9 protein-coding genes are annotated in these 12,518 nt (G+C 60.4%); 6 read left to right on the top strand and 3 right to left on the bottom strand.

Translation table 11 applies throughout. The features are described 5' to 3' along the window. The first annotated feature begins 20 nt into the window (after positions 1–20). The gene (locus AC07NR_RS13330; protein WP_248740040.1) at positions 21–1,250 is read left to right on the top strand and encodes a multifunctional CCA addition/repair protein; all 1,230 of its coding nucleotides are present in this window, start codon (positions 21–23) and stop codon (positions 1,248–1,250) included. 41 nt (positions 1,251–1,291) lie between these two features. Here the strand turns inward: AC07NR_RS13330 and folK are convergent, their stop codons facing one another. Together folK and folB are read right to left on the bottom strand one after the other, a co-directional pair. Then, positions 1,292–1,813 (bottom strand): 2-amino-4-hydroxy-6-hydroxymethyldihydropteridine diphosphokinase, encoded by a 522-nt coding sequence (gene folK, locus AC07NR_RS13325; RefSeq protein WP_495078743.1) that lies wholly within the window; start codon positions 1,811–1,813, stop codon positions 1,292–1,294. Then, on the bottom strand, positions 1,804–2,160 hold the full coding sequence (folB, locus tag AC07NR_RS13320; RefSeq protein WP_016772885.1) for a dihydroneopterin aldolase: 357 nt from the start codon (positions 2,158–2,160) through the stop codon (positions 1,804–1,806). Before folB ends, folK begins: the two co-directional genes overlap by 10 nt. 74 nt (positions 2,161–2,234) lie before the next feature. Here folB and plsY point away from each other — a divergent pair, with 74 nt between their 5' ends. Then, positions 2,235–2,804: a glycerol-3-phosphate 1-O-acyltransferase PlsY gene (gene plsY, locus AC07NR_RS13315; RefSeq protein ID WP_085709211.1), complete on the top strand. Its 570-nt coding sequence runs from the start codon at positions 2,235–2,237 to the stop codon at positions 2,802–2,804. Between the two features lie 23 nt (positions 2,805–2,827). On the opposite strand, the gene tsaD is transcribed toward plsY, so the two are convergent. Next, positions 2,828–3,853: a tRNA (adenosine(37)-N6)-threonylcarbamoyltransferase complex transferase subunit TsaD gene (tsaD, locus tag AC07NR_RS13310; RefSeq protein WP_039768071.1), complete on the bottom strand. Its 1,026-nt coding sequence runs from the start codon at positions 3,851–3,853 to the stop codon at positions 2,828–2,830. Between the two features lie 199 nt (positions 3,854–4,052). Here tsaD and rpsU point away from each other — a divergent pair, with 199 nt between their 5' ends. From rpsU to AC07NR_RS13290, 4 genes are all read left to right on the top strand, one after another. Further along, entirely contained in the window at positions 4,053–4,268 is a 216-nt protein-coding gene (gene rpsU / locus AC07NR_RS13305) for a 30S ribosomal protein S21 (protein ID WP_002551877.1), read from the top strand. Positions 4,269–4,751: 483 nt separating this feature from the next. Further along, on the top strand, positions 4,752–6,719 hold the full coding sequence (dnaG, locus tag AC07NR_RS13300) for a DNA primase (RefSeq protein ID WP_305835825.1): 1,968 nt from the start codon (positions 4,752–4,754) through the stop codon (positions 6,717–6,719). 67 nt (positions 6,720–6,786) lie between these two features. Then, positions 6,787–8,634, top strand: a complete 1,848-nt coding sequence (rpoD, locus tag AC07NR_RS13295; protein ID WP_085709208.1) for an RNA polymerase sigma factor RpoD — start codon at positions 6,787–6,789, stop codon at positions 8,632–8,634. Between the two features lie 126 nt (positions 8,635–8,760). Beyond that, the gene (locus AC07NR_RS13290) at positions 8,761–12,507 is read left to right on the top strand and encodes a bifunctional diguanylate cyclase/phosphodiesterase (protein WP_248740035.1); all 3,747 of its coding nucleotides are present in this window, start codon (positions 8,761–8,763) and stop codon (positions 12,505–12,507) included. Positions 12,508–12,518 lie beyond the last annotated feature (11 nt).

The raw sequence follows: 12,518 nt of genomic DNA, 5'->3' as shown, positions 1-12,518 counted from the left end.
CGGGCCAACGGAGGTTTTTTATGCAGATTTACAAGGTCGGCGGTGCAGTGCGTGATCGCCTGCTGGGCAAACCGGTCACCGATATCGATTGGGTGGTGGTCGGCGCCACCGCAGAAGAAATGCTCGCCAAAGGGTTTCGCCCGGTCGGTGCGGATTTCCCTGTGTTTCTTCACCCGAAAAGCGGCGAGGAGTACGCCCTCGCCCGTACCGAACGCAAGAGCGGTCGCGGTTATGGCGGGTTCACCTTTCACGCCAGCCCCGAGGTCACGCTTGAAGAAGATCTGATCCGTCGCGACCTCACGATCAACGCCATGGCCGAGGACGATCAGCAAAACCTGACGGATCCCTATCACGGCCAGCGCGATCTCGATGACCGGATCCTGCGTCACGTTTCCCCCGCGTTCGCCGAAGATCCCCTGCGAGTCCTGCGTGTTGCCCGCTTCGCGGCTCGTTACGCAGAACTCGGTTTCAAGGTTGCCCCCGAGACCCTTGAGTTGATGCGCCAGCTCAGCGAATCCGGCGAACTGGAGGCCCTGACCGCCGAACGCAGCTGGAAAGAGATTTCCCGCGCATTGATGGAAAGTCAGCCGCAGGTGTTCATTCAGGTACTGCGCGATTGCGGCGCACTGAAAGTGCTGATGCCGGAGGTCGACGCCCTGTTCGGCGTACCGCAACCGGAAATCCATCACCCGGAAATCGACAGCGGCATTCACACACTGAGCGTGCTTGAGCAAGCCGCCCTGCACCAGCAACCATTGACGGTGCGCTGGGCCTGCCTGCTGCATGATCTCGGCAAGGGCCTGACCCCGGAAGAGGAATGGCCGCGGCATATCGCCCACGAGCACAAGGGCCTGAAGCTGATCAAAGCGGTCAACGAACGCTTCAAGGCACCGAAGGACTGTCAGGAACTGGCCCTGCTGGTCGGCCAGTATCACACCCACGGCCATCGCGCCCTGGAGCTGAAGGCGTCGACCTTGCTGGAATTGCTGCAGAGCTTTGATGTTTATCGCCGACCGCAGCGTTTCGAAGAATTTATCGTCGCATGCGAGATGGATGCCCGAGGCCGCAAAGGACTTGAGCAGCGCAGTTATCCACAGGCGGATTACCTGCGCGGTGCAGCCAGCGCCGCTCGGGGCGTTGCGGTACAGCCGCTGCTGGAGAAAGGTTTCAAGGGCCCGGAGCTGGGCGAAGCGCTCAAGCGTGAACGGCTCAAGGCGTTGAAGGCTTACAAGGAATCAGCGTCGTCCTGAAAACACCTGACGCCATCGCGAACCGGTCGCGATGGCGTCAGTCAGTTCAATAAATCCGCAGGCGTGAGCTGAATACCGCGCCATTCAAACCCGACCGGTGCCAGCACCTGATCGATCTGCGCCTCGGACCACAGCGTGGCAAAGCTTTTTCCCACACCTGGATGCACCCGATCCGGCGCAATCAGCGACAACGGCCACAACACGAAGGCATTTTTCAGAATCTCGGCCCGGGGCAGGATCAGCCCGTCGAAATTGCCCGCCAGCTTTCCGTACAGCAAGACGTCGATATCCAGCGGCAACCCCTTGCGATCCGGGGCATAACGACCGTTATCCGCCTCGATGAATTTCAGCCGTCGATCCAGCTCCATCAGCGGCAGATCGGTGTAGGCCGACACCACGAAATTGAAGAACGGGCCGCTCTTGATCCCCACCGGCTGGCTTTCGAACACCGCCGAACAGCGGATATCCACCAGAAAACCGGCCAGGGCATCCAGACCGGCTCGCAAATGAGTTTCGCGCTCGATATTGCTACCGAGCCCGAGGTAGACCTGAGTCAGCGACATCCGCGCTCGATCTCCACACCGACACCACCCTTGGCGGCCGGGACTGCGCCAGGCTTGGTCAGCTTCAGGCGCACCCAGGTGATCTTGAATTCGGCCATCAGCACTTCGACCAGGCGCTCGGCGAAGGTCTCGACCAACTGGAACTGTGCCTGCTCGGCAAAGGCCTGGATCCGGGTGGAAACACTGGCGTAATCGAGTGCCAGGGTCAGGTCGTCACCGGCAGCAGCCGGGCGATTGTCCCAGGCGAAGCTCAGATCAAGACGCAAGCACTGTCGGATGCCGCGCTCCCAGTCGTAGGCACCGATCACGGTGTCGACTTCCAGGCCCTCGATAAACACTCTGTCCAAGCACTTTTCTCCGCTGCACGACAAGGGCGCAATGCGCCGTTAGAATCAGGGCGTCCTCGCCCGGAATAGTTAGCATGTTTTGGTTACTGGCGATCCTCGCCTACCTGCTCGGCTCGCTGTCCTTCGCCATTTTGCTCAGCCGCCTGACCGGAAATCCGGATCCGCGAATGAGTGGCTCGGGTAATGCCGGCGCCACCAACATGCTGCGCCTGGCCGGTCGCAAACTCGCGATCCTGACCCTGCTGGGTGATCTGTGCAAAGGCCTGCTGCCGGTGCTGATCGCCTCGGCGGCGGGTCTTTCGCTGCAGGATCAGGCGTGGATCGGCGTCTGCGCCGTGATCGGTCACCTGTTCCCGCTGTACTTCCGTTTCCGCGGCGGCAAGGGCGTCGCCACGGCGGCCGGCATGCTGCTGGGTCTGTATCCACCCGCCGCATTGCTGGCGGTGTGCGCCTGGCTGCTGACGTTCTACCTGACCCGCACCAGCTCGCTGGCAGCATTGATTGCCACGCCCCTGACCCTGCCATTGCTGGCCTGGCAAGAACCGGAAGCGCTGTTGCCGATGAGCACGCTGACGCTGCTGATCGTCTGGCGCCACCGGGGCAATCTACGCGACCTGTTTGCCGGGCGCGAACGGCATTTTTAAATACCGTACGTGAGCACCGTTCATCACAGCGCCGACAACTGCTCCATCGGCCAGCGCGCCTGCACGCTGATCGCCAGGCTTTCCTGCTGGCCGGCCTGCAGACGCTGGCAACCGGCAAACGCAATCATCGCGCCGTTGTCGGTACAGAACTCGGGACGGGCATAGAACACATCGCCCTTCATGTCGCCGAGCATTTTCTCCAGAGAAACCCGCAATGCCTTGTTGGCGCTGACGCCGCCAGCGATCACCAGACGCTTCATGCCGGCCTGCTTCAGCGCACGCTTGCACTTGATGGTCAAAGTCTCCACCACGGCCTGCTGGAACGCCAGCGCGATGTCGCAACGGGCTTGCTCGCTGTCGTCCCCAGCGCTGACGCACTGCTGCCAGGTGTTGAGGGCGAAAGTCTTCAAGCCGCTGAAGCTGAAATCCAGGCCCGGGCGATCGCACATCGGACGCGGGAAGGTGAAACGTCCTGCGACACCCTTCTCTGCCAGCTTGGCGATTTCCGGACCACCCGGATAATTGAGGCCCATCATCTTCGCGGTCTTGTCGAAAGCTTCGCCTGCCGCGTCATCGAGGGTTTCGCCCAGCAGGCTGTATTGGCCGATGCCATCGACCTGAACCAGCTGCGTATGACCACCGGAGACCAACAAAGCGACGAACGGAAACTCCGGCGGTTTCGGCTCCAGCATCGGCGCCAGCAAGTGGCCTTCCATGTGATGCACGCCGAGCGCCGGAATGCCCCAGGCAAACGCCAGCGCCTGAGCGCACGAAGCACCCACCAGCAACGCGCCGACCAAGCCAGGACCTGCGGTGTAGGCGATGGCGTCGATCTCGGTGGGCACGCAGTCGGCCTCGGCCAGCACCTGACGGATCAAGGGCAGCATGCGCTTGACGTGATCGCGGGAGGCGAGCTCCGGCACCACACCGCCGTAGACGCGGTGCAGGTCGATCTGGCTGAACAGTGCGTCGGCCAGCAGGCCCCGCTCACTGTCGTATAAAGCGACGCCGGTTTCGTCGCAGGAAGTTTCTAATCCCAGTACTAGCATGGGTTTGCGCCTTGTTTAGGCTGAATTCGAAGGCGCGCATAATAGTCGCCACTGGATGCCCCGACCAGCGGTTTTCGATCAGAGGCTTTGCATTCCGAGCGTTGAGGGGTTAACATCCGCAACCCTTAAAAACCGACGTCTTCAAGTGCTCTTTTGCCGCGAGGATGTTGACCCCGGTAATGAATGAAGGTAGCTCTGGATGCCAGCCGTCAAAGTTAAAGAGAACGAACCCTTCGACGTAGCTCTGCGTCGTTTCAAGCGCTCCTGCGAAAAAGCCGGTGTACTGGCTGAAGTTCGTAGCCGCGAATTTTACGAGAAGCCAACTTCCGAGCGTAAGCGCAAGGCAGCAGCCGCTGTTAAGCGTCACGCCAAGAAAGTTCAGCGCGAACAGCGCCGCGCCGTTCGTCTGTACTAATACACAGACGATCGTAGCAAGCTTCTGCCAAGCCCGGCCCTCAGCCGGGCTTATGGCATTTGCGTAAAACGCTTGATGCTTCACCGTCGAAGCCGCACACGCGACCGAGACAAATCCGCTTCACCGCGTCAGGCCTGGCTCTTTTGCCAGCGGTGCACGTCTTTTCTGACGAGCCTTTCAAGGCTACTGACGAGCACACCCACTGATTCCTCTTACGACGATCAGCCCAAGGCACCTGCTTGCGTGCCCGCTTCATGAGCTATCCGAGGTCCTCAACCGGCCGTCAGCGGATTCAGCGCAACACTTTCATAAAGTCGAAGACTGATAGGTACTAACGTCAGTGGATTTTCGGCAGATACACTTCCCGACAGCGATTAAGCAGACGACACCGGTCGAGCCGCACTCTTTGTGCGCTTTCAAGCATGACCCGCGTCCGGCCGCCCATCGCATCGGACTCATTACAGCGCAGACGACGAGAACGCCATGGCCGGGCTGATTCCCCAGAGCTTCATTGACGACCTGCTGAACCGCACCGACATCGTCGATGTGGTCAGTTCGCGCGTGCAATTGAAGAAGGCCGGCAAGAACTACACCGCCTGCTGCCCGTTTCATAAAGAGAAAACCCCGTCGTTCAGCGTCAGCCCCGACAAGCAGTTCTATTACTGCTTCGGTTGCGGCGCCGGCGGTAACGCGCTCGGTTTTCTCATGGACCACGACAACCTGGACTTTCCCCAGGCAGTCGAGGACCTGGCCAAAGCCGCCGGCATGGAAGTGCCGCGCGAAGAAGGTAGCCGCTCGCACAAACCGCGACAGCCGACCGATTCGCCGCTTTATCCACTGCTGACTGCCGCTGCGGACTTTTACCGCCAGGCGCTCAAGAGCCACCCGGCACGCAAGGCTGCCGTGGATTACCTCAAGGGCCGTGGACTGACGGGTGAAATTGCCCGGGACTTCGGCCTCGGCTTCGCCCCGCCAGGCTGGGACAACCTGTTCAAGCACCTGAGCAGCGACACCCTGCAGCAGAAAGCCATGATCGACGCCGGCCTGCTGATCGAGAACGCCGAAACCGGCAAGCGCTATGACCGCTTCCGCGATCGCGTGATGTTTCCGATCCGCGATACTCGCGGGCGCATCATCGCCTTCGGCGGTCGGGTCCTCGGCGACGACAAGCCGAAATACCTGAACTCACCGGAAACCCCGGTATTTCATAAAGGCCAGGAACTCTACGGCCTCTACGAAGCCCGCAAGAACAACCGCAACCTCGACGAAATCATCGTCGTCGAGGGCTACATGGACGTCATCGCCCTGGCCCAGCAAGGCCTGCGAAACGCCGTCGCGACCCTGGGCACAGCCACCAGCGAAGAGCATCTGAAGCGCCTTTTTCGGGTCGTACCGAACGTGCTGTTCTGCTTTGACGGCGACCAGGCCGGCCGCAACGCCGCATGGCGTGCACTGGAAGCCACGCTGAGCAGCCTGCAGGACGGTCGCCGCGCACGCTTCCTGTTCCTCCCCGAAGGCGAAGACCCGGACACCTTGATCCGCGCTGAAGGCACCGACGCCTTCCGTGCGCGGATCAATCAGCACGCGCAGCCACTGGCAGACTATTTCTTCCAGCAACTGACCGAAGAAGCCGACCCTCGCTCGCTCGAAGGCAAGGCGCACATGGCGACGCTTGCCGCGCCGCTGATCGATAAAGTGCCAGGGGCAAACCTGCGAATCCTGATGCGTCAGCGCCTGACCGAAATCACCGGCCTGAGCAGCGAGACCGTCAGCCAGCTGGCCCAGAGCACACCGCAGGAAGCGCCGCCCGCCTACGACCCCGGCATCGATTACGACGCGATGCCGGACTTCAGCGACTACCATCAGCCGCAGGCACAGGACATGTATGTGCCGCAGCAGGAATGGACGCCGAAGAAACCCGGTGCCGGCGGCAAGAAATGGGACAAAAAGCCCTGGGACAAGAACGGCAAGCGTGGCGGTGATCGCGATCAACCGCGCGCCCCGAGAGTGCCGGCTCCCGTCGAGCCACCGATCATGGCTGCCCTGCGAACGGTGATCCATCACCCGCAACTGGCGCTGAAGGTCGAGACGGCCAGCCACTTTGCGGATGAAGACAATACCAACACCCAGCTTCTGGTGGCCTCACTGGAAGCCGTGCAAAAGAATCCTCAGCTAAACTCTTTTCAGTTGATCTCGCGATGGCATGGCACCGAACAAGGTCGATTGCTGACCCGCCTGGCAGAAAAGGAGTGGTTGATCAACGGAGAAAACCTTGAACAACAGTTTTTCGACACCATAACTAGCTTGTCAGCCCGCCAGCGCGAGCGAAAGCTGGAACAACTTCTCAGGAAATCACGTCAAAGCGATCTGAGCACCGAAGAAAAATCTTTGCTGCTCGAATTGCTCAAACGGGATGTTCCTGCATCAAACCCGACCTCAACTGGCGCGTGAGGTCATAGCTCAGGTATAATCCTCGGCTTGTTTTTTGCCCGCCAAGACCTTCAGTGGATAGGGTGTTATGTCCGGAAAAGCGCAACAGCAGTCTCGTATTATTGAGTTGATCAAACTGGGTCGTGAGCAGAAGTATCTGACTTACGCCGAGGTCAACGACCACCTGCCCGAGGATATTTCAGATCCGGAGCAGGTGGAAGACATCATCCGCATGATTAACGACATGGGGATCCCCGTACACGAGAGTGCTCCGGATGCGGACGCCCTTATGTTGGCCGACGCCGATACCGACGAGGCCGCTGCGGAAGAAGCAGCCGCCGCGTTGGCAGCGGTCGAGACCGATATCGGTCGCACCACTGACCCAGTGCGCATGTACATGCGTGAAATGGGTACGGTCGAGCTTCTGACTCGTGAAGGCGAAATCGAAATCGCCAAGCGTATCGAAGAGGGCATCCGTGAGGTGATGAGCGCAATCGCGCACTTCCCCGGCACGGTTGACCATATTCTCTCCGAGTACACTCGGGTCACCACCGAAGGCGGTCGCCTGTCCGACGTTCTGAGCGGCTACATCGACCCGGACGACGGCATTACGCCGCCGGCTGCCGAAGTGCCACCGCCGATCGATGCGAAAGCCGCGAAAGCGGACGACGATTCCGAGGACGATGACGCCGAAGCTTCCGACGACGAAGAAGAAGCCGAAAGCGGTCCGGATCCGGTCATTGCTGCCCAGCGCTTCGGCGCCGTGGCCGACCAGATGGAAATCACCCGCAAGGCACTGAAAAAGCACGGTCGTCACAACAAGGCAGCGGTTGCCGAGTTGCTGGCCCTGGCTGATCTGTTCATGCCGATCAAACTGGTGCCGAAGCAATTCGAAGCCCTGGTCGAGCGCGTTCGCAGTGCCCTGGATCGTCTGCGTCAGCAAGAGCGCGCGATCATGCAGCTGTGCGTACGTGATGCACGTATGCCACGTGCCGATTTCCTGCGCCAGTTCCCGGGCAATGAAGTCGACGAAAGCTGGTCCGACGCCCTGGCCAAAGGCAAGAGCAAGTACGCCGAAGCCATCGGCCGCGTGCAACCGGACATCATCCGTTGCCAGCAGAAGCTGACCGCACTGGAAACCGAGACCGGCCTGACCATCGCCGAGATCAAGGACATCAACCGTCGCATGTCGATCGGTGAGGCGAAAGCCCGCCGCGCGAAGAAAGAGATGGTTGAAGCGAACCTGCGTCTGGTGATCTCCATCGCCAAGAAGTACACCAACCGTGGCCTGCAATTCCTCGACCTGATCCAGGAAGGCAACATCGGTCTGATGAAAGCGGTGGACAAGTTCGAATACCGTCGTGGTTACAAGTTCTCGACCTATGCCACCTGGTGGATCCGTCAGGCGATCACTCGCTCGATCGCCGACCAGGCCCGCACCATCCGTATTCCGGTGCACATGATCGAGACGATCAACAAGCTCAACCGCATTTCCCGCCAGATGCTGCAGGAAATGGGTCGCGAACCGACCCCGGAAGAGCTGGGTGAGCGCATGGAAATGCCTGAGGACAAGATCCGCAAGGTATTGAAGATCGCCAAAGAGCCGATCTCCATGGAAACCCCGATCGGTGATGACGAAGACTCTCATCTGGGTGACTTCATCGAAGACTCGACCATGCAGTCGCCAATCGATGTCGCCACTGTCGAGAGCCTGAAAGAAGCGACCCGCGAAGTGCTGTCCGGCCTCACTGCCCGTGAAGCCAAGGTACTGCGCATGCGTTTCGGTATCGACATGAACACCGACCATACGCTCGAAGAAGTCGGCAAACAGTTTGACGTGACCCGTGAGCGGATCCGTCAGATCGAAGCCAAGGCGCTGCGCAAGCTGCGCCATCCGACGCGAAGCGAACACCTGCGTTCGTTCCTCGACGAGTGACACCAGAACCCCCGGCCCAGGCCGGGGGTTTTGTTTATATGGCAGATTAAATACCTCGCACCACCCTCCCCCCGCGCACAGCCCGTCTACACTCGAAACATTCCCCCGAGCCATAACGAGACCGTTATGCCCAGACTGGCGTCCGTGCTTTTTTTGCTGTCACTGATGATCTGGACCGCAACGGCTGACGCGCTGACTCTGACCGACGAAGAACGTAGCTGGCTGGCGGCTCACCCGGACTTGCGCCTGGGTGTCGATGCTTCGTGGCCGCCATTCGAGTTTCGCGATGACCAGAACCGCTATCAGGGCCTGGCGGCGGACTATATCGACGTGATCCGCCAGCGTCTGGCCATCAAACTTACGCCCATCGAACCCTCGAGCTGGACAGCCGTGCTCGAACAGGCCAAAAACGGCACGATCGATCTGCTGCCGGGCATCATGTCCACCCCGGAACGCCAGAATTACCTTGCCTTCACCCGACCCTACCTGGATTTTCCGATCGTCATCCTCGCCCACGTTGGCGGGCCGCAACCGCGCAAGATCGAGGATCTGTATGGGCTTAAGATCGCCGTCGTCGAAAACTATGCTCCCCATGAGCTGTTGCGCACCCATCATCCCGATCTGAATCTGGTGGCCATGCCCAATGTCAGCTCGGCGCTGCAGGCCCTGGCCACTGACGAAGTGGACGCGGTGGTCGGCGATCTCGCCTCCAGTGTCTGGAGCCTGCGCCAGCTCAAGCTCGACGGGCTGTATGTCAGTGGCGAAACTCCTTATCGCTATCAACTGGCAATGGGAGTTCCCCGAGACAGCAAAATGCTGGTGGGCATTCTGGACAAGGTCTTGGCCGACATGTCCCCGGAGCAGATCAGTAGCATTCAGGAACATTGGGTGGGTAACGTCCTCGATCATCGGACATTCTGGTCGGATCTGCTGGTCTATGGCCTGCCAGGCCTGCTGTTGCTGGTGATCATCCTGGCAGTGGTGATTCGCATCAACCGCCGCTTGAGCTCGGAAATCGCCCGACGCATCGACCTCGAACAGGAGCTGCGCAGCAGCGAGTACCACTATCGCGGGCTGGTAGAGAGCCTGTCGGCCATTGCCTGGGAAGCGCGGATCAGCGATTTCACCTACAGCTACGTATCGCCCCACGCCGAGGATCTGCTGGGTTATCCCCTGTCGCACTGGCTGATTCCGGGCTTCTGGCGCAACATCATCCATCCCGCCGACCTGACCCGCGCGCAGAGTTTCTGCGATCACGAAGTCCTCGCCGGGCGCGATCACAGTCTCGATTACCGGGTGATCACCGCTGATGGCCGTTGCCTGTGGGTGCGAGACATCGTCAGCCTTATCGAGCACGGCCACGAGCCGGTGATGCGCGGCCTGATGATCGACATCAGCGAAACCAAACGCACCGAAGAGGCCCTGCGCCTGTCGGAGCAGAAGTTCGCCTCGGTGTTCCAGCAATGCCCGGACATTCTGGTGATTGCTCGACTGTCCGACGGCTGCCTGCTGGAGGTCAACGAAGCCTTTGAAGAACAGATCGGGCTCAAAGCCGAAGACGTCATCGGCCAGACCGCCACCGAACTCAATATCTGGGGTATTCCCGGCGTTGGCCCCGGCCTGCTGCAACGCTTGCAGGCCGGCAGCATACGCAACCTGGAGATGCCCTTTCGTCGCAGCAACGGGCAGGTGTTCACCGGGCTGATTTCCGCCGAACCGTTCGAACTCGACACCACGCCGGCGCTGGTCGTGGTGGTGCGCGACATTACCCAGCTCAAGGAAACCCAGCAGCAACTGCAAACCTCCGAAGAGAAGTTCGCCAAGGCCTTCCACGCCTCGCCGGACGGCCTGTTGCTGTCGCGTCAGAGCGATGGCCTGCTGCTGGAGGTCAACGAAGGTTTCAGCCGCATCACCGGTTTCAACAGCGCCATGTCGGTGGACCGCTCGGCACTGGATCTGGGGATCTGGGTCAATCTCAACGAACGCAAACAGATGCTCGATCTGCTGCACCGTGACGGTTTCGTTCGCGATTTCACCTGCCACATCCGCCGCAGCGACGGGCAAATCCGCCTCTGCGAAGTGTCCAGCCGTCCGCTGCCGATCGGCGACGAAGACTGCATGCTGACCATCGCCCGGGACATCACCGAACGCCACCTGATGCAGGAAAAGCTGCAACAGGCCGCAACGGTGTTCGAGAGCACCGCCGAAGGTGTCTTGATCACCGACACGCAACAGCACATCAGTGCCGTGAACCGCGCCTTTACCGAAATCACCGGTTACAGCGAAAGCGAGGCGCTCGGCCATACCCCGCGCCTGCTGGCTTCCGGGCTGCACGACAGCGCGTTCTATGCAGCGATGTGGCATCAATTGACTGACGAAGGCCACTGGCAGGGCGAAATCTCCAACCGGCGCAAGAATGGTGAGTTGTACCCGAGCTGGCTGACCATCAGTGCCGTACGCAACCGCGACCGGTTCATCACTCACTTCGTCGCAGTGTTTGCCGATATTTCCAGCCTCAAGCATGCCCAGGCCAAACTCGATTACCAGGCTCACCATGATCCACTGACCGGTCTGCCAAACCGCACGCTGTTCGAAAGCCGCCTGCTGACGGCATTGAACGGCCAGCAAGAAAACGGCGGTCTGGGCGCGGTGCTGTTCCTCGACCTCGATCGCTTCAAACACATCAACGACAGCCTCGGACACCCGGTTGGCGATTTGCTGCTCAAGGGCATCGCCGTGCGCCTCAAGGAACAGTTACGCGATATAGATACCGTGGCGCGACTGGGTGGCGACGAATTCATCATCCTGCTGCCGGGGCTGCAACAGGCCGGTGATGCCGACAACATCGCCACCAAACTGCTGAACTGTTTCGGAGCGCCATTCCAGGCCGGCGAGCACGAGTTTTTCATCAGCGCCAGCATCGGCACCAGCCTCTATCCGCGTGACGGCTGCGACGTCGCCACTCTGATCAAGAACGCCGATGCCGCGATGTACCGTTCCAAGGCCAAGGGTCGCAACCGCGTCGAAAGCTACACCCGCGACCTCACCGCCCAGGCCAGCGAACGGGTGGCGCTGGAGCATGAACTGCGCCGGGCCATCGAGCGCGAAGAGCTGTACCTCTACTACCAGCCGAAAATCAGCCTCGACGATCACAGCCTGGTCGGGGCCGAAGCCCTGATCCGCTGGCGGCACCCGACCTTCGGCGAGGTACCTCCGGAGCACTTCATACCGCTGGCGGAAGAGAACGGGATGATTCTGCAAATCGGCGACTGGGTGCTGGAAACCGCCTGCCGGCAGATGTTCGAGTGGGGCCAGATCTACGACTCCCTGGGCCCGCTCTCGGTCAACCTCGCCGGCGCACAATTGCGTCAGCCGAACCTGTTGGGGCGCATCGAACAACTGCTCAAGGACAACCGTCTGAGACCGGATTTACTGCAACTGGAAATTACCGAAAACTTCATCATGAGCCAGGCCGAAGAGGCACTGGCGGTGCTGCACCAACTCAAACACCTCGGCGTGCAACTGGCCATCGACGACTTCGGCACCGGTTATTCCTCGCTGAGTTACCTCAAACGCCTGCCGCTGGACATCCTCAAGATCGACCAGTCCTTCGTCCGCGGCTTGCCCGACGACCCCCACGACGCGGCGATTGTCCGCGCCATCATTGCCCTGGGCCGCAGCATGCAATTCACCGTGATCGCCGAAGGCGTGGAAACCCAGGCCCAACAACAATTCCTTGCCGCCGAAGGCTGCGAGCAGATCCAGGGCTACATCGTCAGCCTGCCGCTGCCACCGGAGGAATTCGCCGCGACGTTTCTTCGCATAGCCGTATCAGATTTTTCGGATAGCACAGCCGAGAAACCGTCGCTATAATCCGCGGCCTA

It is taken from the genome of Pseudomonas sp. GW821-FHT09C09 (assembly GCF_059418105.1).
This window is presented reverse-complemented; position numbering and strand designations above follow the sequence as displayed.

Excerpts from the sequence above, each read along its gene's own strand:
- dnaG (WP_305835825.1), top strand. The coding sequence starts at position 4,752 with ATGGCCGGGCTGATTCCCCAGAGCTTCATTGACGACCTGCTGAACCGC.
- folK (WP_495078743.1), bottom strand. The coding sequence starts at position 1,813 with ATGTCGCTGACTCAGGTCTACCTCGGGCTCGGTAGCAATATCGAGCGC.
- AC07NR_RS13290 (WP_248740035.1), top strand. The coding sequence starts at position 8,761 with ATGCCCAGACTGGCGTCCGTGCTTTTTTTGCTGTCACTGATGATCTGG.
- plsY (WP_085709211.1), top strand. The coding sequence starts at position 2,235 with ATGTTTTGGTTACTGGCGATCCTCGCCTACCTGCTCGGCTCGCTGTCC.
- AC07NR_RS13330 (WP_248740040.1), top strand. The coding sequence starts at position 21 with ATGCAGATTTACAAGGTCGGCGGTGCAGTGCGTGATCGCCTGCTGGGC.
- tsaD (WP_039768071.1), bottom strand. The coding sequence starts at position 3,853 with ATGCTAGTACTGGGATTAGAAACTTCCTGCGACGAAACCGGCGTCGCT.
- rpoD (WP_085709208.1), top strand. The coding sequence starts at position 6,787 with ATGTCCGGAAAAGCGCAACAGCAGTCTCGTATTATTGAGTTGATCAAA.
- rpsU (WP_002551877.1), top strand. The coding sequence starts at position 4,053 with ATGCCAGCCGTCAAAGTTAAAGAGAACGAACCCTTCGACGTAGCTCTG.